The organism is Paraglaciecola sp. T6c (assembly GCF_000014225.1).
GTDB lineage: Bacteria > Pseudomonadota > Gammaproteobacteria > Enterobacterales > Alteromonadaceae > Paraglaciecola > Paraglaciecola atlantica_A.
The window spans coordinates 5038123-5062417 of the sequence record NC_008228.1 but is presented as its reverse complement, the minus strand read 5'-3'; the positions used below and the strand labels follow the sequence as shown (position 1 = coordinate 5062417).

At 45.5% G+C, this 24295-nt stretch carries 20 protein-coding genes; 10 read left to right on the top strand and 10 right to left on the bottom strand.

The window, feature by feature from the left end; genetic code table 11:
- Positions 1-42: 42 nt before the first annotated feature.
- From PATL_RS21545 to PATL_RS21525, 5 genes are all read right to left on the bottom strand, one after another.
- The gene (locus PATL_RS21545; RefSeq protein WP_041714654.1) at positions 43-612 is read right to left on the bottom strand and encodes a hypothetical protein; all 570 of its coding nucleotides are present in this window, start codon (positions 610-612) and stop codon (positions 43-45) included.
- 211 nt (positions 613-823) lie between these two features.
- Complete coding sequence (locus PATL_RS21540; RefSeq protein WP_011576889.1) at positions 824-2998, bottom strand: glutamine synthetase III; 2175 nt, start codon at positions 2996-2998, stop codon at positions 824-826.
- A 463-nt stretch (positions 2999-3461) separates the two neighbouring features.
- Positions 3462-3893, bottom strand: coding sequence for a 3TM-type holin (locus tag PATL_RS21535; protein ID WP_006995027.1), 432 nt, complete (start codon positions 3891-3893; stop codon positions 3462-3464).
- Positions 3894-3940: 47 nt separating this feature from the next.
- Positions 3941-5320 carry an N-acetylmuramidase domain-containing protein gene (locus PATL_RS21530; protein WP_011576888.1) on the bottom strand — a complete coding sequence of 460 codons (1380 nt, stop codon included), beginning with the start codon at positions 5318-5320 and terminating at the stop codon, positions 3941-3943.
- Positions 5321-5590: 270 nt separating this feature from the next.
- Complete coding sequence (locus PATL_RS21525) at positions 5591-6478, bottom strand: LysR family transcriptional regulator (protein WP_011576887.1); 888 nt, start codon at positions 6476-6478, stop codon at positions 5591-5593.
- Positions 6479-6600: 122 nt separating this feature from the next.
- Between PATL_RS21525 and nhaA the strand changes: the two genes are divergently transcribed.
- The 5 genes from nhaA (at position 6601) to PATL_RS21500 (ending at position 11923) form a co-directional block, all read left to right on the top strand.
- Complete coding sequence (gene nhaA / locus PATL_RS21520) at positions 6601-7806, top strand: Na+/H+ antiporter NhaA (protein WP_011576886.1); 1206 nt, start codon at positions 6601-6603, stop codon at positions 7804-7806.
- 113 nt (positions 7807-7919) lie between these two features.
- The gene (locus PATL_RS21515; RefSeq protein WP_011576885.1) at positions 7920-8429 is read left to right on the top strand and encodes a hypothetical protein; all 510 of its coding nucleotides are present in this window, start codon (positions 7920-7922) and stop codon (positions 8427-8429) included.
- A gap of 287 nt (positions 8430-8716) precedes the next feature.
- Entirely contained in the window at positions 8717-9091 is a 375-nt protein-coding gene (locus PATL_RS21510; protein ID WP_041714147.1) for a PA2779 family protein, read from the top strand.
- A gap of 27 nt (positions 9092-9118) precedes the next feature.
- Positions 9119-10162, top strand: a complete 1044-nt coding sequence (locus tag PATL_RS21505; protein WP_011576883.1) for a PA2778 family cysteine peptidase — start codon at positions 9119-9121, stop codon at positions 10160-10162.
- A 627-nt stretch (positions 10163-10789) separates the two neighbouring features.
- On the top strand, positions 10790-11923 hold the full coding sequence (locus tag PATL_RS21500; protein ID WP_011576882.1) for an EstA family serine hydrolase: 1134 nt from the start codon (positions 10790-10792) through the stop codon (positions 11921-11923).
- Positions 11924-12039: 116 nt separating this feature from the next.
- Here PATL_RS21500 and hslU read toward each other — a convergent pair whose 3' ends face one another.
- From hslU to priA, 4 genes are all read right to left on the bottom strand, one after another.
- Positions 12040-13371, bottom strand: coding sequence for an HslU--HslV peptidase ATPase subunit (gene hslU, locus PATL_RS21495; protein WP_011576881.1), 1332 nt, complete (start codon positions 13369-13371; stop codon positions 12040-12042).
- Between the two features lie 78 nt (positions 13372-13449).
- Positions 13450-13974 carry an ATP-dependent protease subunit HslV gene (gene hslV / locus PATL_RS21490; protein WP_006990951.1) on the bottom strand — a complete coding sequence of 175 codons (525 nt, stop codon included), beginning with the start codon at positions 13972-13974 and terminating at the stop codon, positions 13450-13452.
- 206 nt (positions 13975-14180) lie between these two features.
- Positions 14181-14711 (bottom strand): SPOR domain-containing protein, encoded by a 531-nt coding sequence (locus PATL_RS21485; RefSeq protein WP_011576880.1) that lies wholly within the window; start codon positions 14709-14711, stop codon positions 14181-14183.
- 131 nt (positions 14712-14842) lie between these two features.
- Positions 14843-17020 carry a primosomal protein N' gene (priA, locus tag PATL_RS21480; protein ID WP_011576879.1) on the bottom strand — a complete coding sequence of 726 codons (2178 nt, stop codon included), beginning with the start codon at positions 17018-17020 and terminating at the stop codon, positions 14843-14845.
- Positions 17021-17245: 225 nt separating this feature from the next.
- On the opposite strand from priA, the gene rpmE reads away from it, so the two are divergent.
- Together rpmE and PATL_RS21470 are read left to right on the top strand one after the other, a co-directional pair.
- Positions 17246-17461, top strand: a complete 216-nt coding sequence (rpmE, locus tag PATL_RS21475; RefSeq protein WP_011576878.1) for a 50S ribosomal protein L31 — start codon at positions 17246-17248, stop codon at positions 17459-17461.
- Positions 17462-18068: 607 nt separating this feature from the next.
- Complete coding sequence (locus PATL_RS21470) at positions 18069-19316, top strand: malic enzyme-like NAD(P)-binding protein (RefSeq protein ID WP_011576877.1); 1248 nt, start codon at positions 18069-18071, stop codon at positions 19314-19316.
- A gap of 76 nt (positions 19317-19392) precedes the next feature.
- Here PATL_RS21470 and PATL_RS21465 read toward each other — a convergent pair whose 3' ends face one another.
- Positions 19393-19980 carry a TetR/AcrR family transcriptional regulator gene (locus PATL_RS21465; RefSeq protein ID WP_011576876.1) on the bottom strand — a complete coding sequence of 196 codons (588 nt, stop codon included), beginning with the start codon at positions 19978-19980 and terminating at the stop codon, positions 19393-19395.
- Between the two features lie 155 nt (positions 19981-20135).
- On the opposite strand from PATL_RS21465, the gene PATL_RS21460 reads away from it, so the two are divergent.
- The 3 genes from PATL_RS21460 (at position 20136) to PATL_RS21450 (ending at position 24275) form a co-directional block, all read left to right on the top strand.
- Positions 20136-21554, top strand: coding sequence for an NAD(P)-binding protein (locus tag PATL_RS21460; RefSeq protein WP_011576875.1), 1419 nt, complete (start codon positions 20136-20138; stop codon positions 21552-21554).
- A 1-nt stretch (position 21555) separates the two neighbouring features.
- Positions 21556-22641: a DUF2855 family protein gene (locus tag PATL_RS21455; RefSeq protein ID WP_011576874.1), complete on the top strand. Its 1086-nt coding sequence runs from the start codon at positions 21556-21558 to the stop codon at positions 22639-22641.
- Positions 22642-22778: 137 nt separating this feature from the next.
- On the top strand, positions 22779-24275 hold the full coding sequence (locus tag PATL_RS21450) for a methyl-accepting chemotaxis protein (RefSeq protein WP_041714146.1): 1497 nt from the start codon (positions 22779-22781) through the stop codon (positions 24273-24275).
- Positions 24276-24295 lie beyond the last annotated feature (20 nt).

Sequence of the window (24295 nt, the reverse complement as noted above, 5' to 3'; positions counted from 1 at the left end):
CAGCATAAGAAAGTGACGCCCGTAAAAGGGCGAGAGAACGATTTAACTAAGGTAGGTAATGGCGGCAGTATACTGAGCGTTACTGTCTTTCCAGCCTGCAAGGCGACTGTGGCTATTTGACATATCAGCGCGCAAATACCACGGAACGGAAATGTGTGTGCTTAATGGCGCTAAAAAGTGTTTTAGGCCTAAAATTTCAGGTAAAAATTCGTATACCAATACAAAACTTGGCTCGTTTTGAAACACCGACCCAAATGCGCTCGCAGCTTGACGCTCAAAAGGCGGTAAGCTGACATTGTGATTAAATCTAACTTGAAATGTCGGTTTCTTGCTCCCTGACAAACGATCTTCATCGGTATTGTCAGGCCGTTGGGGGGATTTTGACCGTTTGGAAAACGATACGTCAGCTAATAGTGCCTGACCTAAGGTTGAGCTGTGCTGTAGCGCACTATCGTTTACCACAGAGTCACTGTCAGACATTGCCTGTGAATATACAACATCACTTACTAAATTTAGTGGAGAACTGATATTTGCTGTGGCGCAGGCAGGGCTTGCTATTGCTGCAAAAAGAGCAATACCTATGCTGAATATAAACGCGCGCCAAGCCAACATAAAATTAAACATTTTCCATAAACAAAAGTCACGCCATGATAATGGTGAGTAGCATAAAGACAAGTAATAAAGTGTGACAAAATACGTTGATCTGCGGCGAACTTGCGCGAGCAATAAAAAAGGAGCCTAGGCTCCTTTTTACTTATCTACTTGTTAGCTTACTTAGCCATTAGCATGTAAGTCGTCTCATCGAACGCAACTTGGCTCAGGGTTACTTAATAAATAACATCTCTTGATACTTAGGCAGCGGCCATAAGTCATCAGCTACCATGCCTTCAAGTGTATCTGCGTGTTCACGTACTTTTAGCAATAATGGGCACAAGGTTTTCGCGCTAAACGACATGTGTTCTTCCGTGCTCGCAAAATTATGCTCTGCTAGTGCTACTTTCAGCTCTTTTACCGCGCTCATCATGCCATTGGCCTGTTCTACCGCTTCGTTTAAGTCGGTGTTTTCTAGACTTAAACTTAGGCCTGATAAGGTTTGGCTGACATCCGCTAAGTGGGTTAGGTGCTGAGTCACTGCAGGGTATATTTGCGTGGTGGCCATATCAATAACGAGTTTTGCTTCTACCTCAAGAGATAAAATATATTGCTCAGCGTACACTTCAAAGCGGCTAAATAACTCGTCCTGTGACAACACGCCTGTGTTAACAAATAAATCGATCACTTCTGGCGCTTTAAATTCAGGTAGGGCATCGGCACTGGTGGGTAGGTTTTTGAGGCAGCGAACTTCTACCGCTTCTTTATGCCATTCTTCACTGTAGCCGTCACCACCGAAAACCACATTACCGTGCATTTCCATTAGTTCTTTTAGCACCACAATAACCGCCGCAGTTTTATCTGTTCCGTTGGCAAGTGCAGCCTCAAGCCTTTCAGCTATCCAATCTAATGAATCGGCTAGCATGGTATTCATAGCGACCAGTGGCCCAGAAACTGACTGAGACGAGCCTACCGCGCGGAATTCAAAGCGGTTTCCGGTAAAGGCGAAAGGAGAGGTACGGTTACGGTCCCCGGGGTCACGTTCAAACTTTAATATTTGCGACAAGCCTAGGTCCATCAAACCGCCTTTGGCTTTTTCAAGTAATTTACCGGCTTTGATGTCGTTGAATACGCTTTCTAATTGGTCGCCTAAATACACAGAAAGTATGGCTGGTGGTGCTTCGTTTGCACCTAAGCGATGGTCATTTGATGCCGAAGCAATAACCGCACGCAATAAACCGCCGTGTTTGTGCACACCGCGAATAACCGCGCCACAGAACAGCAAGAAGTTTAGGTTATCGTGTGGTGTGCTACCTGGGTCTAGCAAGTTGCCTTGGGTGGCGTTGCCTACTGACCAGTTTACGTGCTTACCAGAGCCATTGACGCCAGCGAAAGGCTTTTCATGTAACAGGCACAAGAAACCGTGCTCTTTAGCCGTGCTTTTCATCAATGTCATCATTAATTGTTGGTGATCAGCGGCCACGTTCGAGGATTCAAAGTAAGGCGCTATTTCAAATTGCCCGGGCGCCACTTCGTTATGGTGAGTTTTAGCCGGTATACCTAAACGGTAAAGCTTGTCCTCAAAGGCTTGCATAAACACCTGAACACGGGCTGGAATAGCACCAAAGTAATGATCATCGAACTGCTGGCCTTTCGCAGGAGCTGCACCAAATAAACTGCGACCTGCAAGTAACAAATCTGGACGCAAGTTGGCAAAATGCTCATCCACAAGAAAGTATTCTTGCTCTGCACCACAGCTAGCGTTCAACGGCGCAATTGTTTCTTCGCCCATAAGGCTAAGTACTTTGCGGGCTGCTTTATCCATGGCGGCATTTGAGCGCAACAATGGGATCTTTTTATCCAGTGCTTCCCCAGTCCACGAAATAAATACGCTAGGGATCATCAACGTCGCGCCATTAGCAGTATGCATAATGTAAGCGGGGCTGGTGGGATCCCACGCGGTATAGCCACGTGCCGCGTTGGTCATACGTAAACTACCATTAGGGAAAGATGAACCGTCAGGCTCCCCCTTAATCAACAGGCTGCCCGTAAACTCAGTTATGGCAGCACCTTCTGGATTAGTAATGATGAAGCCATCATGCTTTTCGGCCGTGATGTTGGTCATAGGGTAGAAGACATGCGAAAAGAACTTTGCCCCTTTGCTGATAGCCCATACTTTCATCGCTGAGGCAACTACATCCGCGGTAGCTGGATCGAGCGGCGCGCCAGTCGTGACGGTATTTTTAATCGCTTTAAATGCATTTTTCGACAGGGCTTCTTCCATTTTTGCTAGACCAAATACATCTGTCGCCCAAATATCTGTTAGCGGCTTAGTACCGGTGCACTCTTTTGGTGCTCTGTTAGTGATTTGCGTAATAGCGTTAAGGCGTGAAGCATGACCCGACATAGGTATTCCTTGTTGATAAGTAATGGGTTGTGAGCGCAGCGGCGGTGAGACCAGTATTATGCGTCTTCTGGATATAACTTGTGCTATACAATAACTGCGCCAAAAACTGCTGTTTTAACGAGCAAATTTGAAAATATCCAACATGTTAACGGAACTGCCTGTTTAGCAAGCAATTGAGCCTATCTAAAGCCTTTACCAGCGCACAGAAGGCAGGGCTTAGCGAGCAGGGCGAAGGGCAACTAAGTGTCATATCATCTTGGAATTCGCACTAAATTGGTGCTAAAAAAGAGGGCTTATCAATCTTTGCTTCATGGTGGTGCGAAAAGAGAGAGTAAGAGGTAAAGCAGAACATGTGAAATGTGACAGTAAGGGACGCAATGCATCACTCACTAAGTGAAGAGCGAACATATCTTATACGCTCGACCCGCAGAATATAGCAGGGTCGCTCTCGTTAATGCATTCACTAACCCTTTGCCGATGAAGCTGCTTTGCCATCAGCAGGTCTGGCTTGTAAATATTGCTGGGTGATTTTCTCAGCTGAACGACCCGCAACATAACCACCTAAGCCTATTTGTAACAATGTCCAAGCCTCATCAGCCAAGGGGTTGGGTAACCAACCGAAACTGTCTAGTACCACTAGAGCTAAAAACGTGAGCATGGTGATAGGACGCCAGTTGCGCTGGATCCAAGATTGCCCAGTAGACTCCGCAGTGATGATTGCGGTCTTGCTTTGTAGTAATTGATTTTCATAGTCTATGACCTTGGCTAACAGTTCGTTTTCAACGGCTTTAATTTGGCTTTGTAACTGCAAGCGTTCTTCATCACTGGTATGTAGATCGTCAACTAGTTTTACGGCAGGTTCAAACAAATTACTGATAAATGAAAATACGTTCATGTTCTTGCTCCTCGGGTGTGTCCGTGGGGTGATTTGTGGTGCTTGAGTTATGCATTCGGGTGTAATTTTATAAATGCGTAGTTGTGGTTTTTTATCAGCCGGCCGTATAAGGCTTTTTGACCGCTCCCGTTGTATAAGGCTGCAAAGTTCTCGAAAGCATGGTCGCGTAAATGCTGATGCATAATGTGGTCAAAAAACTCAAATAAGCCGTGTATGTGCGCGGGTATGCCTTGGCAAAAGGCGTCGAACATCTCGACCACAGATTGATAACCTATGCGTTCATAATGGAAGCCCATTATTTGCGGTGCACCCATACTGATCGATAACATGGCGGCATTTTCATCTAAACTGCGTGCAAACTCGAATACCTGCCACTCTTTTGATTGCACACCATGAAAGTTCTGCCATGGATCACTCGGATTTGCTCGCCATTGATGCTTAGTCCAGACTTTTTTCGGATCATAAGAAAAGTGCTGACGATACTGCTGAGGGTGGTGCTTGCCCCAATATTTCCAAAATTTATGATTCTCAAACCGAATAATCAAACGGTCACTGTTGTTTTGCTCAAAACCTTTACCTCGGCTTTCTACGCACAAAACAGCGACCGCGCAGGCCACATCAATATCCTTTTCAGCACAGAGCGTTGTTAGCAGCGCACCCCAGCGATTCCAGGTAGCAGCCACAGCACGTTGCTCTTTGCTACCAGCCACCGTGAGAATAAGATTTGGGGTTAATTGTTCTGCCGGCTCTAGGGCTGTAGCAGCAGTAGGAAGCTCATTATCGAGTAATTCGTCATGTGGATCCTGGTGATCATTCTGTTTTGCAGGCGTGCCATCATCAGCTACCGGCGCGACTTGCAAATAGGTGCTGGCCACATACCCGCGATTGCCATTAAAGCGTATTTGCGACCAAGTTTGCTGATCTCCTTCCACCCAAACGAGGCTATTAGCAGCGAGTTGACCAAAAATGCTAGCTTGATGATGCGGAGCACTGCGCACGTTCAATGCACTGGCAGTGACACTCGCGTAATAGCCGTTATCGGCGTACACCAAATCGACGTGTTTTGCGAACGTGTAGGCTTGGTGCCCATTAAACTCAACTTCTAACCAATCGCCCACCACCGCTAAGGTTTTAATTGAAGCCCCAAGGGCAACGCTAGCTAGTACGGTTGCGCCTGCATGAGGTTCTTGGCGAATGTTTAGCAGTTGTGTATTTACTGTGCCCGTTAGGCGGGTTAAGTCGCGTACGGCTTGCAGATAGTGACCTGATACAAAGCCGAATGTGCCACCGAAACGAAATTGCACCCAACCATGCTGCATCGGGGTGGTTACCATCACCATACCCCGCGTAAGCTGTCCGACGATGGCGCTGGTGGTTGACGGCAAACTTCGCACGTTAAGTACGTCGGCGCTGACAGCATCTAGCATAGGGTGCTCTCCCATGTCAGCATTGTTGAATGTGGTAAGTCGGATGGTGAAGTGAATATTCTGCGCTTAAAAGGGAACATGACGGTGCCTCCTGCATATCAATGACCTTCAATTAAATTGATAGCAGGTTTAGCCAGTTAAGCCAGTTTTTGTACAAAAAACATACAGAGTGTTTCTGTAGCATTTTTACGCTGTGCGCCCGATGACTAAATGGCAATACCTTTAAGACGCTGCTCTTTTATTAAGCTGTGCCCTCATTGAGCAATGCCTTTAACGAGCCGCGCCTTTAATGACTAACGGTGATAATAGAGGGTTGGTGACTTTTCGCTCCGGGGAAATCAGATACAAATGTTCCGTGATCATATCAGTGCGACCAATCACCCGTACCTTGTATTGTTTTTCTATATGATGCTCTACGGAAGTTGGTGCACAAAATACCCCGTAGCCGCGTTGAGCAAATAGTTTCATTAGTGCGCAGTCGTCAAATTCAGCTGCAATCTGTGGATTGATATTGTGTTTGGCAAACCAAGCAAGTATCGATAGCTTTTGGGCTGATTTATCGCCGGGTAATAAGAAGGGTTGGTTATCTAGACACTGTGGGAAGTCAACGAACTTCTCTGCTAGGTCCTGAGCAACAAAAAAGCTTAATCCACTGCGAGCAAGCAAGTGATTATAAGCTTTAACATTGCTGGTATTGAGTAATGGTTGGTCAGATAAAATACCATCAATTTTACTCAGTGCCAGCTCTGCGGTAAGGCTATTTAGATCCCCTTCTTTACATACCAGGCGCACATTCGGATGGACTGTTAAGCTGCGTTGAAACATTTCGAATGCAAGAATTTTAGGCAACACATCGGTCACCCCTATGGACAACACGTGTTGTTGGTTTTGCTGTTGGTGTCTCACTGAAAGCAGTAACTCGTTACCCATACTAAAAATGTTTTTAGCAAAATTGTAGGTGAGTTGACCTTGGCTATTGAGCTGTAAGCGTTTACCCACTCTGTCAAACAAGTCAAAACCGAAGTATGCCTCAAGGGTACGAATTTGTTCGCTGATGGTTTGTGGTGTGAGGTGCAGAACGCTGGCTGCTTTTATGATGCTGCCTTCGGTCGCCGTGACGTAAAAGTAATATAAGTGCTGGTAATTTAACTGATTCACGTTCTGAACTCACTTAATTGTTATCAGGAAAAACCTGATCGAAACGAAGATGAAAACGACTATAACTAACAGAGGCCTCTGCGTATATTAATTAAGATTATCTTCGTTTGAGGGGTGGAATTATGCAGTCTTATCTCGGCAAATTAATTCAACATGAAGCAGCCGGTGGCGTATTACTGGTGATAGCTGCAGCCATTGCCATGGTCCTTGCCAACTCACCTGCATATGATTTTTACAACGGGCTGCTGGAAATTCCGGTCAGTATTCGTTTTGGAGCCTTCGAAATCGCCAAGCCGCTGTTGCTATGGGTTAACGACGGTTTAATGGCGATATTCTTTTTTTTAGTCGGCCTAGAAGTAAAACGCGAAGTGCTCGGCGGGCAGTTATCATCTGTTTCACAAATAACTTTGCCTGCTGTTGCCGCAATAGCGGGAATTGTATTTCCTGCACTCATTTACGTTTGGTTCAACATTGACGATCCAGTCGCTGTAAACGGTTGGGCTATTCCATCTGCTACTGACATTGCGTTTGCTGTTGGTGTATTCACCATCTTTGGCAAGTTTCTGCCTTTGAGCTTAAAGCTGTTTTTACTTAGCGTCGCGATATTCGATGACATCGGGGCAATTGTTATTATTGCTTTGTTTTACTCACAAGATCTTTCAACCACATCGTTAATCGTGGCGTGCGCAGGCTTTGTAGCGCTATTTTTACTCAACAGATTTAACGTACGTCGCCAAGCTGCATATGTCTTGATAGGCGTAGTGGTGTGGGCTGCAGTGCTTAAATCTGGCGTTCATGCAACATTAGCCGGTTTCGCGCTGGCGTGGTTTATCCCTCTTAAACTTAAGAATGAAGATGGGCACCCGATGCTGCCGCACCTAGAGCATAAATTGCATCCGTGGGTAGGCTTTGTGGTGCTGCCTATTTTTGCCTTTGCAAACGCTGGGGTATCGCTATTTGGTGCAAGCATATCTGATTTGCTAAACCCCATTACCTTAGGCATTGCGGTGGGGCTATTTGTCGGTAAGCAACTAGGGATATTTGGTGTGTGCTGGATAACGGTTAAGACAGGATTAGCCAAATTACCTGATGGGTCCACTTGGGTGCAGTTATATGGCGTGAGTTTGCTGTGCGGTATTGGTTTTACCATGAGTTTGTTTATCGGCAGCTTAGCGTTTGAAGAGCAAGGTTTGGCTTATCAAACGAGTGTGAAAGCAGGGGTATTGCTAGGGTCGTTAGTCTCAGCTGTGCTGGGCGCTGTGTTGTTGGCCAGAAGTAATGCGAAATCAAAAGAGCGTGCTGAGCGAGAAGCTGCCAGAGACGCTTAATGACAGTGACCGGTAAGGTTATTTAAAGATTGCCAAATTAGGTCATTTAATAAGGTCGCTCAATAAGGTCACTCAATACAGTACCTAGGCAGTGCGATAATTAGGAGAACGTTATGTGTAAATTTGCGATATCTAACATATTCAGCATACGCGTATACAGTGCCGTATTCTTAACTTTGGCTTGTATGCTCATCCCTCATTCGCTTTTGGCTTCGACCGATAATACTAAGCTAGGCGTCTGGCAAAACTGCCAGAATCTGAAGCATCAGTCAGACCAGCGCGAGTCTGAATTATCTCAAGTCGTTGACTCAACCTGTTATCAATTCATTAAGGGGTTTCTGCATGGTGCTGTACTGACAGACGCCCAAATTATGCGTGGCCTAGAGCGCGGAAACGATATGAATAGTTTTTCTAAGCGAGCGATTCGCACGAGACTGGGCAGCTCACGGGCTACTGATGCTGATACCTATTTAGCTGAATTTTGTTTGCCCAACGCAGATGTGGATCCTGAGGTAGTGATGGCTATAGTGGGGGCCTTACCCAACAAAATCGATGCGAGGAAAAGTGTCGCTGAGGAGATTTACCAAGCAATCAAAACGACCTATCCCTGCCAGCAACGTTAATTGCTGGCTGTAAGCTTATAGGTCGGCGGGTAGAGGGAGTTTAGCGGGCTGTGAACTTATTACATTCAGTTTGCAGCTTTTCCCTTTTTCGTTGGTTATTTGCGACAGGATACTTTTTCATCTTTACCTGTCTTCAATCTAATCATTTGATAAGTAACAATTAATTCTCTATTTTTAAAATTTTTTAGCGATGGCATAAGACTTGTAATGTGCTAGTTCAGTTTCACAAAGTGAGAGGTAAGTGCCACGTAACGCTTAACTCACTGCAAAATTACAAAGAGAACTTAATGACTAAAATTATCACACTAGTAACCGCCCTATTTTTGACCATATCGTTAGGAACCGCCTCAGCAGGTGTTTACAGCTCAAGCGATGTACTTAATCAAGCCCATTATCAATTCAATAAGCAGCAAGTGTTATCCATGGTTGATAGCAGCGAAGTACAAGCTCAACTCGAGGCGCTAGGTGTAAGCACAGCTGACGCAAAGAGTCGTATCAACCATATGACACAAAATGAATTAAACGCATTGAACGAGCAAATGAACAATATGCCAGCTGGTGGCATTGTAGGGGCTATTGTGACCGTTCTTGCCGTGGTTGCTTTACTCGATTTACTCGGCGTAACAGATGTGTACCCGTTTATTCGCCCCATCAACAGCTAGAGCTTATTTAACTCGAGATATACCTATATGTTTCATAACGTTAAGGTTGGCATTATTGTCAGCCTTTTATGTATGTTGTGTGCTTGTCAAAACGCACCGCAAACAGAAAAGCTGTTTGCTGAGAAAAATGACTTTGCAGCGACGCATCTCATCGAAAATGTACCTTTTTACCCTCAACAAGCATTCTATTGCGGCCCAACGACATTGGCTGAGGTGTTCAATTATTACGGTGATGAAAGCACTCCCGATGAGATAGCGCCGAACCTATTTGTTCCTGAATTAGAAGGCAGCTTGCAGCTTGAAATGGTCTCGGCGAGTCGTCAAAAAGGCTTACTTGCTTATGCTGAAAAAGGTAATTTACAGACCCTATTGGGTTTAATTCGTGATGATGTGCCTGTAGTGGTGCTGCAAAACGTTTCTGTAGCACTGTTGCCTATGTGGCATTATGCATTAGTGATTGGTTACGACTTGAACACCAAAGAAGTGATTTTACATACAGGTGAAACTGAAAATCACCGACTGAATTTCACCACATTTGAGCGCACGTGGGCGCGCGCTGATTACTGGCTGTTAGCCGCTGTCCCGCCAGATAAAATGAGCTATCAATTTAGCTCACTTAATTACACTCAAGCCGCGCAAGATTTGCTTGCTACAGGTCAGAAAAAAGCAGGGCGAGAGGCGCTGCAAACTGCCATTAAGACTTGGCCTGAGAATTGGTTGAACTACTTTCTACTCGCCAATGATTACCTTGCTGACAGCCCAAAAAAAGCGGTGAATTGGTTTCAGCAAGGTTACCAGTACAGCCATGCAAAGAGAGATAATGCTAACGTTGGAAATAACGCCGAAAACCACTTCGAGATTAGTGAAAACCTTCCTTATCTAAACAACTACGCGTACGCGCTGGCTTCGTTAGGGTGCGCCCCTCAAGCGAACATATTAATTAGTCGGGCTTTGGCCTATGAACCAAACAACGCCAACTTGCTTGATACCCAAAAACAGATCCCCGAGTTAATCCAAAAAGGGCAAAATCATAACGAAAGCGCGGCAACTCAATGCCCGCTAATCCGCTGACCGCAACTGGCGACAACAGTAGAGCGCGAAGCCAAAGGTCGATTGCCCAAGCAATCGACCTTTCTCGTTTGTAGCTTAGCAACTCGATACGTATCAAAGCATCTGTCGAAAATTAACAAGATATATATAGACGCTCCCCTGCCAAAATTAAGAAAATTATTAAGACACAAAATTATCAAGACACCCATAACAACTACGCGCTAGTTCATGTGCTCTTCTCTTTATTTTTAAAGGCGCATGAGGAAGAAAGCATAAATTTATTATCATGGGTGTCCATATAAAAAGAGGGGGTTGTAAGCGAAATGTTCGTCGAAATTAACGAGACACCCATAACAACTAAGAAATTATCAAGACACCCATAACAACTAAGTGCTAGTTCATGTGCTCTACACCTTATCTTAAAGGCGCATGAGGAAGAAAACATAAATTTATTATCATGGGTGTCCATGTAAAAAAGGGGGAGCGTAAGCGAAATAGTCGTCGGTTTGATGGGCGCAGCGATATTCAGGTGAGGCTAATAATTAGGCATAAAAAAAGCTGATGTTACTTGTGTTTTTAACCGTGATAAAACAGAGCATTCGTATGGTTATTACCCACTGGTAGTGACCGAATCAGTGGGAGAACATTATGTCGTTTGTTGAAGTACAAGGTAGTTGGGATCCAAAGTTTGAGCCAGTGGTTGCAGCCTTTAAAGCGAATTTTGATCCGCAAAGTGCTACGCCTGAGCAAGGTGCCGGATTTTCTTTGTTTCACCAAGGTACACCGGTGGTTGATATCTATGCAGGCAGCTATATCCAATCAGGTGCTTCAGCGCCTTGGCAGCAAGACACGTTAGTCAATGTTTTCTCTACGACCAAGGGTGTTGCCGCGTTATGTGTCGCGCATTTAGTCGAAAAAGGGCAGCTTCAGTACAGTGACCGTGTAGCTGAATATTGGCCTGAATTTGCAGCAAACGGTAAACAAGATATGACCGTAGCTCAGGTGTTATCACATCAAAGTGGTTTGAACGCCTTTGACCTGCCGATATCGGTTGGGGGCTTACTTGACTGGGATGATTGCTGCAAGCGACTTGCCGCCCAAACGCCATTTTTCCCGCCGGGGTCAAGAACCTGTTATCAGGCTGTCACCTTTGGTTTTTTAGTGGGGGAAATTGTTCGAAGAGTGTCAGGCGTTACGCTGGGGGAGTATCTTAATAAAGAGCTCTGTCAGCCAAATAATATCGACTTTCACATCGGCTTGCCTGAAAGCCAACACGCTAGAGTTGCGGATTTGCTGCCACCAACGCGTGCCCCTTATATGCCTAAGAACATGCCTGCTCATGCATTGAAGGGGATGACAAACCCATTATTGCGTGCCGATTTCATGCTTACCTCACAAGCGCGCCAAGCTGAGTTGCCTGCCATTAATGGTCATGGAACCGCTGCGTCAATTGCGAGGTTGTACGAACTTTACCGCCCTGAAAATGGTTTCCTTAGTTCATCTACGCTCGCCAAAACCACGGAGGTAAACAGCACAAGAACGGATGACTTACTTGGCTTGCCCGTGCACTGGGCCATGGGCTTAGTCGTCAATGCGTTAGCGAATACCTATGGCAAAGAACCGAGTACTTTTGGGCACAGTGGTTGGGGTGGGTCGTTTGGCTGTCATGATCCAGCCAACGGTTTATCTATCGGTTACGTGTGCAGTCAAATGAGCCCAGATTTAGTGGGTGATGCGCGCAGTCAGAGTTTGATTGAGCAAGCCTATGCGTGTTTAGGCTAAATTTATCTCTCAGAAATTGGACCTAAGGGCAACGCAAATAAAAAGGGCGAATACAGCACATTGAATTCGCCCTTTTGGTTTTCTGTCGTTAAATTCCGTTTTTAATGGAGTTGGCCTTATAAAATGAAGCGACTCAAGTCTTCGTTTTCCACCAGCATTTCTAGGTGATCGTTCACGTACTTGGCATCAACCGTTAGCTGCTCGCCGCTTTTTTCTGATGCATCAAATGAAATCTCTTCCATCAGACGCTCCATCACAGTGTGTAAACGACGTGCGCCAATATTCTCAGTACGTTCATTAACTTGCCATGCAGCTTGAGCAATGCGCTCAATACCATCTTGAGTGAAATCAACGTCTACGCCTTCTGTCTTGAGCAAAGCGATGTACTGCTCAGTCAACGAAGCATTTGGCTCGGTCAAAATGCGAATGAAATCTCCAGCGGTTAAGGCTTCTAATTCAACGCGAATGGGTAAGCGACCTTGTAGCTCAGGGATCAAGTCTGATGGCTTAGCCATTTGGAATGCACCCGAAGCAATAAACAAGATGTGGTCGGTTTTAACCATGCCGTGTTTAGTCGACACGGTTGAGCCTTCGACTAATGGTAACAAGTCACGCTGTACGCCTTCACGTGATACATCACCGCCACTGTTAGAGCCTTCGCGCTTACAGATTTTGTCTATCTCATCGATAAACACTATGCCGTTTTGCTCGAGTGATTCAATGGCGTTGGCTTTCAAGTCTTCTTGGTTGACTAGGCGCGCTGCCTCTTCTTCGATCAATAACTTGAAGGCTTCTTTGATCTTTAACTTTTTCTTTTTCTTTTGTGAGCCAGATAAGTTTTGGAACATGCCTTGAAGTTGATTGGTCATTTCTTCCATACCCGGAGGCGCCATAATCTCTACGCCGACTTGAGGCAAAGCAACATCGATTTCGATTTCCTTGTCGTCAAGTTGACCCTCGCGTAATTTTTTACGGAAGGTTTGGCGCGTCCCTTTATCTTCGTTCTGCTCTTTTTCGCCCCACTGATTTTCAGCTGGCGGTAATAACACGTCTAAAATACGCTCTTCAGCGGCTTCTTCAGCGCGGTATTTTACTTTTTTAGTTTCTTGCTCTTTGGCCATTTTCACGGCGATGTCAGCTAAATCACGAATGATCGTTTCAACTTCTTTGCCCACGTAACCCACTTCGGTGAATTTAGTGGCTTCAACCTTGATAAAAGGCGCGTTAGCTAACTTGGCTAGGCGTCGAGCAATTTCAGTTTTACCCACACCGGTAGGGCCGATCATCAAGATGTTTTTCGGGGTGACTTCTTGGCGAAGATCACCACTTAACTGCATGCGGCGCCAGCGGTTACGCAGTGCAACTGATACGGCGCGCTTAGCATTTTTCTGGCCAATGATGTGGCGGTCCAATTCGTGGACGATTTCTCTTGGGGTCATTTCTGACATACTTTCAACCCTTATCTAATTTGGTCTTAAACAGCCGTTAAACGGCGTAATAGCAGCATTTTTTGCGCAAACACTGGGTTAATAATCGATTTTTTCTACGGTGTGATTATGGTTAGTAAACACACAGATATTGCCGGCTATGGTTAAGGCTTTTTCAGCGATCTCCTCGGCGGACAGTTCTGTGTTGTCTAACAATGCACTCGCGGCAGCTTGGGCAAATGGGCCACCTGAACCAATGGCGATTAAGTCATTTTCAGGCTGAACAACGTCACCGTTACCGGTGATGATAAAAGATGCGGTTTCATCGGCTACCGCGAGCAGGGCCTCTAGCTTGCGTAACATGCGGTCCGTTCGCCAATCTTTGGCCAGTTCGACCGCAGCTCGGGTTAAATTACCTTGATGTATTTCGAGTTTTGATTCGAAGCGCTCAAATAAGGTAAAGGCATCAGCGGTGCCACCGGCAAAGCCAGCAAGGACTTTGTTGTTATATAGGCGGCGCACTTTTTTAGCGTTGCCTTTCATTACGGTATTGCCAAGTGAAACTTGGCCATCGCCAGCGATAACAACTTGGTTACCACGACGTACAGATACGATTGTAGTCACAGGAATTCCTCAATGGTTTAACTGCAATGCTTCCTTAATAGGACGGGGCACTGCGACAATTGAGTTAGATGTGGGGAGGATTCATAAATTTTCAAGTAATAAGAAAGTGTCAAAACGTAAACGAGGTAAACACTGTAAATCAGAACAGCGCCGCATTATTACTGCGGCTATTTTCACAAAGGGGGGCAAAGGTGAGTCGGCGAGTATTACAAATTCCACAACCAAATTTTACAGCCATTGATTTTTGCGCGCTGTAAGGTGTGACGCTGTTTTTCAGCTAGGCGTTTGCTTTCGTAAGGGCCAATAATCACTCGATACCAACGACCAGAGCTGCCTTCGCTAGGGCGAACCTGAGCTTCAAAGCCTTGAAAGGCAATGCGTGCTTTCAACTCTTCTGCTTGGCCTTGTTTTCTAAATGAGCCACATTGCATCAAATAGCGCTTGTCTGAAGCGGCTTGCTCTTCAACTTCAACTTCAACGCTGTATTCGGGTAATGTTTTGATGAACTCCCATTCTTCTTTAGGAACTTCTGGCAGTGGGTCCACTTGTTTTGCTTGGGCATTGTCTTTTTTGTTGGCTGGATCTTCAGCCTTATCGTTGATTGACCATAAAAAATAACCAAAACCAAAAACGAGGGCCAAAGTAATAACGATACGCGCCCATGGTAACGGGCGCTTTTCAGGCTCTGGGGCCTTTTTTGGGTTGCGCCCGCGGGCAACATAATCTTTGTGAGCCATCTTTACATCCGAATACTAAGGCTAGAAGAACCGCGGATTTTACCTTGCTCAGCCTAATCCTCAATCAGAATTTGGTTAATCTGTGAAATATTATTAACAAGATGAACCGCGTCACCTTGTCCAGGAGCTATTTACATAAAATCTTGCGGGTCTACATCCAGCGCCCAGCGTACTTTGCTGGCAAGAGGGAGTTGTTCAATATTGGGCATGGCTTGACTTAAGGCATGTTGCAAAGCGGCGCGATTACCACTGCTTAGCACCAATTGCATACGAAACTTCCCTTGGCGCTTTTCCATTAATGCGGGCAAAGGGCCAATACACTGTACATGCTTGGAATAGCTAAACTGCATGGAAATATCCATAAGCAATTGATTCGCCAAGCGCGGGTCGCTTGATTGCGCTCTGAATAACGCTTGGTAAGTATGTGGCGGTAGCATGGCTTGCTCACGTTCAAGTAAGGCATAGCGAGCGAAGTGCGAATAGCCATTGTTGAGCAAATCTTGCAACAAGGGGTGGCTTGGGTCATGTGTTTGCAACCACATTTCCCCGGGTTTTTCAGCACGCCCTGCGCGGCCAGCCAGCTGAGTCACTAGTTGGGCTAAATGCTCAGCTGCGCGATAATCGGCGCTAAACAAAGCGCCATCGACTTCGAGGATTACCACTAAGGTCACATTGGGAAAATGGTGACCCTTAGACAATATCTGCGTACCAATTAATATTTGATACTCGTTACGGTTAATTTTATCCAGCATATCGTTTAGGCGATTTTTACCTCTGGCACTGTCGCTGTCGATACGCACACTGGTGTATTGGGGGAAGAGTGTTTGTAAGCCTTGTTCGAGTTGCTCTGTGCCTAAACCCATAGCGCTGAGCTCGGTACTGTTGCAACTTTGGCAACGCTTAGGTATTGCTTTGGCGCTGCCGCAATGGTGGCACTGCAACTTATATAATTGTTTGTGCAGGGTGTAAGGCTTGTTGCAACCAGGGCATTCTTCTACATGGCCGCAGGTATGGCAGACAAGGGCAGGAGCATATCCTCGGCGGTTAATAAACAACATCACCTGACTTTCTTGGGCCAAATGTTGGCCAATCCGCTCGATGATGCCTTTCGCTAATCCAAATTCTAATGGCTGATTTCGAATATCCAGCACTTGTTGCTTAGGATGAGAGGCATTGCCTGCGCGCTCATTTAAAAGCAGGTGTTGGTATTTGCCATTTAGCGCATTATTCAACGATTCAAGCGCGGGCGTGGCTGAGCCTAGAATAAGCGGAATTTTTTCTTGCGCGGCGCGCATCACCGCTAAATCTCTTGCGTGGTAACGCAGACCATCTTGCTGTTTGTAAGATGAGTCATGCTCTTCATCAACAATCAGCATGCCTGGGTTTTTCATTGGCGTGAAAATAGCGGAGCGGGTGCCAATAATGATTGGTAGTTGCCCCGCCTGACTCTGCTGCCACACCAGTAAACGTTCATTGTCGGTTAAATTAGAATGTAATATGCCCACAAGTACATTAAAGCGTTTGGCAAAGCGCTCAACGGTTTGCGGCGTTAAGCCGATCTCTGGTACCAGAATAAGTACCTGTTTACCTTGGGTGAGCACGCTTTCTATTGCTTGCAGGTAAACCTCGGTCTTGCCGCTGCCGGTCACCCCTTCAATTAAAAAGCTCGCATATTCACCTATTTTTGCCGTGATTTGGCTAATGGCTATGGCTTGCTCAACATTCGGAAGTGGTTTTTCGCCAATATTTAAGTGGGCCAGCCATTGGGTATCAAGGGAAGGAATGCGCTCAACCTGCTCAATTAACGTCTTTTGCACTAGGGCCTTGACAGTGGTGCTAGCATATTGAGCAAGAATACTGGAATAGCTAGCTTCGCCCTGTTGTAACTGAGCAAGTAGTTGCTGTTGCTTGCGGGCCTTGCCTAAATTTTCAGGGGCGCTTTGTTGGCCTGCGTCGGTGGTACGTAAAAAGCTCACTGGCTTAGGTTGACTCGAACCGCCTTTACGTAAGGAAACAGGCATAGCGCTATGCAATACGTCGCCAATAGGATGTTGGTAATACTGGCTGAGCCATTGGCATAGCTTAAGTTGTACTGAACTGAATATGGATGTTTCGTCGAGTACATCAAGAATGGCTTTGAGTTTGTCGCTTTGCCATTGTGATTCTTCGGTGGTTTCAAGCACCACACCAATTAGTTTGCGCGGCCCAAATGGCACACGTACCCGAATACCTGGTTCTAGCGCGCTACTATGTTGGTACTCAAAAAACTGGCGCTTAGGAACAGGAACGGCAACGCGGATAATGGGCATAACGGGCTAATCATCTTGTAAGTTGGTGGTGTTAAAGTGAATTGGCGGTTGAAGTTTGCTTATTTGACCATATATTCGCCAATAGAGCTTGATCAGGGCAAGGCGTTACATTAATATGCCCGGCTCTTTGCGGCAAGCCGCATTGATCGCATAAATCGAATTTAATTTTCGTATGGTGTTCAACTTCGGGTTGGATAGCGATACGGCCTTACTTAGGGGTAATCCATGAAAACAGGTATACATCCAGACTACCAAGACATGAAAGCAACTTGTTCATGTGGCAATGTTATCGTTGTTCGTTCAACTTTGAAGAAAGATCTTAACCTGGACGTATGTTCAGCGTGTCACCCTTTCTACACTGGTAAGCAACGTAACGTTGATACTGGCGGTCGTGTTGACAAGTTCAACAAACGTTTCAGCGCACTTAGCACTAAGAAGTAAGCGTAAAAACGTGACGAAAAAGGCGCTTCTAGCGCCTTTTTTTGTGCCCGCAATTTGACAACCTTATAACGTTCTCAGTCCTTGAGACAAATAGTATACCATTCCACGTTAATAAGTGCTCACTCAGCGAGAGTGTAAAAGGGCTTAAACAAGGCGCATGACTGAATGAATAGTTATTCTCTTTCGAAGTCATGCAACGCAGTGTAAGCCCTTTTAAAACTCGCCTGAAAGGAATGCCCCAGCGGCTTTTGCTCTGCGTTCTCACTATTTGAAAGGGAACAACCATTACGGCATAGCGACGCCTTAATCAAAAACCGCTGGACGCATTCTGAGGCGGGCACTTGTTAATGCGGATTGGTATTACTCATAATTCACCACGGTTATTAGCCTTGGCTATCTTGCTTAATTTATGATGTAGTCAGGCATATCAGCTATGTAGATACATACCTGATAAGTTAACGTTAAACGGGCTTTCACTAAAATAATAATAAGCCGTTCGGACACGTGATTTCACTTAAGCGAATTGTGGAACCGTAAGTCGGGAATAAGACCATAAGAAAGCTAACGTACTCTGATTCAACCCTACACTTTAAGGATCTAGACCACGATGTCTGATTTTCGTCAACAAGCATTGGACTACCATGCTAAGCCAGTACCAGGAAAGATAGCGATTGCGCTAACAAAGCCCGCGGAAACTGTGACCGACTTAGCCTTAGCTTATAGCCCTGGCGTCGCTGAACCTGTTCGCGAGATTGCTGCAGACCCAAATGCGGCATACAAATACACTGCTAAAGGCAACATGGTCGCCGTCATTTCAAACGGTACCGCTATTCTTGGCCTTGGCAATTTAGGCCCACTGGCTTCGAAACCGGTTATGGAAGGTAAAGCGCTATTGTTTAAACGCTTTGCTGGGCTAGATTCCATCGATATAGAAGTAAAGCACAACACCACTGAAGACTTTATTAACACTGTGGCGAATATTGCCGACACATTCGGTGGCATCAACTTAGAAGATATAAAAGCACCCGAGTGTTTTGAAATAGAGCAAGAATTGATTAAGCGCTGCAATGTACCGGTATTTCACGATGATCAACACGGTACCGCTATTGTGACCGCAGCAGGAATGCTCAATGCGCTGGAGGTACAAGGTAAGGAACTTTGTGACGTTACCATCGTTTGTATGGGAGCGGGTGCAGCGGCTATTGCCTGCATGGAATTATTGATTAAATGTGGTGCCAAGCGAGAACGTATTTATATGCTTGATACCAAAGGCGTTATTCATACCAGACGCGATAACCTTACTCACCATAAAAAGTTATTCGCTAATAATACTGACAAGCGTACCTTGGAAGATGCGCTAGACGGCGCAGACGTATTTGTGGGTGTTTCAGGGCCGGATGTGTTGCCGCCCGAAGCATTGGCATTGATGGCACCTAACCCAGTTATTTTTGCTTGCTCAAATCCTGATCCAGAAATAAAACCAGAGTTGGCTCATGCTGTGCGTGATGATGTGATCATGGCTACAGGGCGCTCAGATTATCCGAATCAGGTGAATAACGTGCTGTGCTTTCCGTTTATTTTTCGTGGTGCCTTGGATGTACGTGCATCGGTCATTAACGATGAAATGAAAATAGCGGCTGTTGAAGCGATCCGAAGTATTGCGCGCGAGCCGGTGCCACAAGAAGTATTGGCCGCCAGTAATTTAACGAGTTTAACCTTTGGTCGTGAGTATATTATTCCTAAGCCAATGGATCCGCGTTTGTTGCAACGAGTGGCTACCGCAGTCGCGCAGGCCGCGATTGACTCAGGTGTCACCACATTGAAAGCGCTGCCACCGGGTTATATGCAAGATTAGCTTGCCGGTTAATCGACTTTAAGAGCGCTAATGACATATTTTCTCTACAATTAGCGCTTTTTTATCAGCGAGTTACTCATAGATGAGTGCGAGTGGCTAGGATCGCGTCAATGTGCATGCATAAAGCATCTTCGGCCATGACATACCAATCAGGTGTTTCGAAAATGCTGGCAACAGCATGGTGCTTTAAACTGACGTAGCCATGCACAAAAGCCCAAATTTCTAAGGCGTTTTTGTGTTTAAGGGCCATGTTGGCATCATCGGGCAGTAAAAGAGCTGTCACTTTTAGCAATTGGCCAAACGCCTTTTCAGCCACAGCCTTTGCTTCTTCTGAGGGAGTATAGCGGCTGTCATTCTCGCCGAAAATCAATCGGTAATGACCTTCGTGAGCCTCAGCCATGGCGAAGTAACCACGAATACCTCGACGCATGACTTCTTTTGGCGATAGGTCATGTTGCTCGAAATCCATAGCTTGCATCACTAACTCAAAACCTTGGATGTACAGTTCATCCAAAATTCCTTCTTTGCCTTGAAAGTGGCTGTAAATGCCTATGGTCGACACTCCAGCGTGCTTGGCTATTGAGCGTACGCTTAAGGCCGCAATTCCACCTTCTAAAAACAATTCTGATGCGGCTTGAAGTATTTTACGTTTCGCAATATTCAATTAACATTCTCTTGACAAATATAACGGTGTTATTCTTTAATATAACGCTGTTATGTTCAATCGTTATTTTTTGGCAACGATAGAAACGTAAAAAGACTGCACCCGTGTTGAATCTCGTGTGCAAACACCTTAATCGAAGCAACACAGGAATAAGCATGACGACCTTCACCCATGAAACAGATTATTTAATTGTTGGCGCTGGCGCCGTAGGCATGGCTTTTGCCGATGTTTTACTTAGCGAGACTGACGCCAACATTATGATAGTGGACAAATATCACAAGCCTGGCGGCCACTGGAACGTGGCATATCCTTTCGTTACTTTGCATCAGCCATCCGCGTTTTATGGCGTCAGCTCGACGGAGTTAAGTAAAGGTTGTATCGATAAAGGAGGCTTAAACAAAGGCTTAAATGAACTGGCTACTGGAGCTGAAGTTAGCGCCTATTTCGATAACATCATGCGCGAGCGCTTCTTGCCTTCAGGGCGGGTGAGTTACTTCCCAATGACTGACTTCAAAGGCGACGGCAAGTTCGTTTCTGTTATCAATGGGGATGAGCACCAGGTGACCATTAACAAAAAAATGGTTGATGCGACTTATTTGAAAACGTCAGTGCCAAGTACCCATACGCCAAATTTTTCTGTGGATGATAGCGCCCAGTTTATGCCGATAAACGATTTGGTGAAAATAACCAATAAGCCAGCAGGGTTTGTGATCATAGGCGGTGGCAAAACCGGTATCGATGCTTGCCTATGGTTACTAGAAAATAAAGTTAGCCCAGATGATATTCAATGGATAATGCCACGAGACGCTTGGCTGATTGACCGCAAAAACACCCAACCTACACCTGAATTTTTTACTGACGCGATTGGCGCGCAAGCGGCTCAAATGGAAGCAATCGCCCAATCTACTTCGGTAGATGATATGTTCTCGCGCCTTGAGAAGGGCGATGTATTTATGCGATTAGATGAAAATGTTTGGCCAAAAATGTTTCACGGCGCCACAGTGAGTCAATTGGAATTAGCCGAGCTTAAGCGAATCAAAAATGTGGTGCGTATGGGCAGAGTGACCCACATAGGGCAAGACAGTATCCAACTTGAACAAGGCGAGATAAAAACCAGCCCGCAACATATTCACGTGGATTGCTCCGCCAGTGCCATTACAAATTTAGAGGTGAAGCCTATTTTTAATGGCAACACCATTACGCCGCAAACGGTACGCTCTTATCAACCGGCCTTTAGTGCTGCGTTTATTGCTCATATTGAAGCCAGCGCCAAGTACCCAGATGAAAAAACTAAAAACCATATCTGCGGCGTAGTGCCTTTGCCAAATACGGTGATGGATTGGGTGCGATTGACGGCGGCCTTTATGCGCAATCAGCATATTTGGTCTCAAGACGACGACCTAAAAGCGTGGTTGCTCAAAAATCGCCTAGATGGCTTTAGTCAACTGGTGCGCAATGTGGATAAAACCGACACGGAAAAAATGATGATCCTTGGGCGACTGCGTGAACATGCCATGCCTGCTATGGGTAAACTGCAACAATATCTAGCAGCTGAGGCTGCTCAAGGAGCATAAAATGAGTGAGTTTCAGGTAAAACAAAAACAGTTAATGAGCCATCGATTGGTGCAAACCCCGGCCATTGAAACCGTCGAAGAAGGGCAAATTTTACTTAAAGTGGAAAGCTTTTCGTTTACCGCCAACAATATTACATACGCCATGATGGGAGACAGGCTCGGTTATTGGCAGTTCTTCCCACCTGCGGACAACAACGACAAACAGTGGGGCATCATTCCAGTATGGGGATTTGCCCAGGTTACCCAATCTAAGGCCGAAGGCATAGACGTGGGCGAGCGCTTATTTGGTTACTTTCCGCCAGCACAGCAGGTGGTGATGACACCGGTTAACGTTTCTCAGCTGCGCTTGGTTGATGGCTCAGCGCACCGCGCAATGTTGCCGCCAGGATACAATAGCTACAAGCGTTTAAGGGGTGAAAAAAGCTATAATCCAGACTTTGATAATGAACGTATGTTGTTGTTTCCTCTGCATATCACCTCATTTTGTTTATGGGATCGTTTGCAGGACAACAACTGGTTTGGCGCCGAGCAAGTGGTGGTTATCAGTGCGTCGAGTAAAACCAGTTTGGGGCTAGGTTATGCACTGAGTGCCGATGCTACTGCGCCTCATAGTGTGGGTTTAACCTCGAATGGAAATATGACTTTTGTGCAAAAAGTTGGGGTATATGACCAAGTCGTAAGCTATAACCAAATAGGCGACATTGACGCGAATAAACCCACCGTGATTGTGGATATGTCGGGAAGTTCGGATATTTTGACGACATTGGGTGCGCACCTTGGGGATAATCTTACTTATTGCATCAACGTAGGCCTGACCCATTGGGATGAGTTCTCAGCAGAAAGTGCTGCTGAGTCTGACCGAAGTGAATTCTTCTTTGCCCCAGGCCATATTCAAAAACGCATTAAAGACTGGGGGCCGCAAGGCTTTGAACAGCGCACAATGGGTTTTCTGGCAGAAACTGCGATGAAATGTAGAAGCTGGCTTGAAGTAAAAGAGCTGAATGGCTTAGGCCGCTTGGCTGAGACTTACGGACAAGTATGCGAAGGTAATATCCCGCCTCAACAAGGATTAATTATTAAACTTTAGGTCCAATCTTCCGATAGTAAGTAGAAGTGAATCGTGGCTAAGTGTCTGCTTGGTCGCGATTTTTTTTATTGCTTCTCATCAAGAAGCGCGAGACATGTAATCGTCTTATATTTATGTATTGATAGAGGGGAAGCGCATTGAACAACATTGACCGCCCATGGGTAAACAGTGCCAATAAAGGAATCCAGGTGACCTTTGTTGCTTTGCTTATCATTAGTTTAGCCATTGCAGGGATAAACCAAACCTGGTGGGAAGCCATACTTGTCGGTGTATCTACTACGTTTATAGGGATTACTGCCATTCGCCTTAAACCACAATCTCGCTTAACACAGCATATTGTTGCGGCGGGTTTGATGCTCTACAGCGCGTTGCAGATCCACCAAATGCATGGCCTAGTTGAAATGCATTTTGGTGTGTTCGTGTTGCTATCCTTTTTAGCCTACTACCGAAACTGGCACGTGTATATTACTGCGATAGCAGTCGTGGCTTTACATCATGTGTCATTCTTTTTTCTACAAAAGAATGGTTTGCCCGTATACATATTGCTTGAGGGTGGCTTAGCATTTTGGTTAATCGCTGTTCATGCGCTTTATGCCATCTTGCAAGCTACAATGCTTGGCAAGATGGCCAACGATAATCGTAAAGAATCTTTTGGGACGGCGTCTTTGGTTTCCAGTGTTGAAGCTATCATGCAAGACAAACAAGCGATTGATTTAACCAAAAGAGCAGATGAGAAAATGGGTGCGAGCTCAGTTTCTGCTTTTAACAATTTATTGAACCTATTTAATAAGTTGATTAATGATGTGCGTTCAGCGGCGCACCAAATCGACCATAACTCTACCTCTAATAGCCAATACAATGCTTCGCTGCGCCAAGCGAAAGAGCAAAGTATTCAAGAGGTGGAACACATAGAATTGTCGTCACAGAACATGATGCAATCAACGAATGCCATGAATGGTAATAATGAGCAGGTCAAGGCCGCATCGGACAGAGCTAAAGCAAACACAGATGAAGCTCAACAAACCATGGCGATAACGCATAGAGACGTTACACAGTTAGGAACAAAGCTACAGCAGACCAGTGAAACTATTCAAAGATTAGCGGCAGATTGCCAAGACATTTCCAAGGTTCTTGAAACCATTCAATCTATTGCAGATCAAACTAACTTGCTTGCTTTGAATGCTGCGATTGAAGCAGCAAGAGCTGGCGAGCACGGTCGAGGTTTCGCGGTTGTAGCTGATGAAGTGCGCACTTTGGCTTCTCGCACGAAATCGAGCACAGAAGAGATCAACGAGATCATCGTTAATCTGGTAAGCTCATCAAGAGATTCGAGTTCATCAATGACAAATTGCGTAGAGCTTAGTCAGGTCACCACTGCGCATACGGGTTCTGTCAGCGAGCTCATGAGTGAAATTCAGCATAATATCCAAGATGTATCTGATTCGGTTGCAAAGATGAGCGAGTCTTGTGAGCAACAAGCGTGCAACAGTGATGTGATCCAACATGCCGCACTTACTCTTAAAGAGAGTAATAGGAAAGAATTGGAGACGATTTCATCGATGAATAAAGATGCTCAAGTCCTAAATGACATGAGTGAAGCATTAAATCGTCAAATGTCGGCTTTTCGTTCTTAATGCATCGCTTTAAATGTGCT

Bases quoted from the DNA above. Each gene is read 5' to 3' on its own strand.
- PATL_RS21545 (WP_041714654.1), bottom strand. From the start codon at position 612: ATGTTGGCTTGGCGCGCGTTTATATTCAGCATAGGTATTGCTCTTTTT.
- PATL_RS21540 (WP_011576889.1), bottom strand. From the start codon at position 2,998: ATGTCGGGTCATGCTTCACGCCTTAACGCTATTACGCAAATCACTAAC.
- PATL_RS21535 (WP_006995027.1), bottom strand. From the start codon at position 3,893: ATGAACGTATTTTCATTTATCAGTAATTTGTTTGAACCTGCCGTAAAA.
- PATL_RS21530 (WP_011576888.1), bottom strand. From the start codon at position 5,320: ATGCTAGATGCTGTCAGCGCCGACGTACTTAACGTGCGAAGTTTGCCG.
- nhaA (WP_011576886.1), top strand. From the start codon at position 6,601: ATGCAGTCTTATCTCGGCAAATTAATTCAACATGAAGCAGCCGGTGGC.
- PATL_RS21515 (WP_011576885.1), top strand. From the start codon at position 7,920: ATGTGTAAATTTGCGATATCTAACATATTCAGCATACGCGTATACAGT.
- PATL_RS21510 (WP_041714147.1), top strand. From the start codon at position 8,717: ATGACTAAAATTATCACACTAGTAACCGCCCTATTTTTGACCATATCG.
- PATL_RS21505 (WP_011576883.1), top strand. From the start codon at position 9,119: ATGTTTCATAACGTTAAGGTTGGCATTATTGTCAGCCTTTTATGTATG.
- PATL_RS21500 (WP_011576882.1), top strand. From the start codon at position 10,790: ATGTCGTTTGTTGAAGTACAAGGTAGTTGGGATCCAAAGTTTGAGCCA.
- hslU (WP_011576881.1), bottom strand. From the start codon at position 13,371: ATGTCAGAAATGACCCCAAGAGAAATCGTCCACGAATTGGACCGCCAC.
- PATL_RS21485 (WP_011576880.1), bottom strand. From the start codon at position 14,711: ATGGCTCACAAAGATTATGTTGCCCGCGGGCGCAACCCAAAAAAGGCC.
- priA (WP_011576879.1), bottom strand. From the start codon at position 17,020: ATGCCCATTATCCGCGTTGCCGTTCCTGTTCCTAAGCGCCAGTTTTTT.
- rpmE (WP_011576878.1), top strand. From the start codon at position 17,246: ATGAAAACAGGTATACATCCAGACTACCAAGACATGAAAGCAACTTGT.
- PATL_RS21470 (WP_011576877.1), top strand. From the start codon at position 18,069: ATGTCTGATTTTCGTCAACAAGCATTGGACTACCATGCTAAGCCAGTA.
- PATL_RS21460 (WP_011576875.1), top strand. From the start codon at position 20,136: ATGACGACCTTCACCCATGAAACAGATTATTTAATTGTTGGCGCTGGC.
- PATL_RS21455 (WP_011576874.1), top strand. From the start codon at position 21,556: ATGAGTGAGTTTCAGGTAAAACAAAAACAGTTAATGAGCCATCGATTG.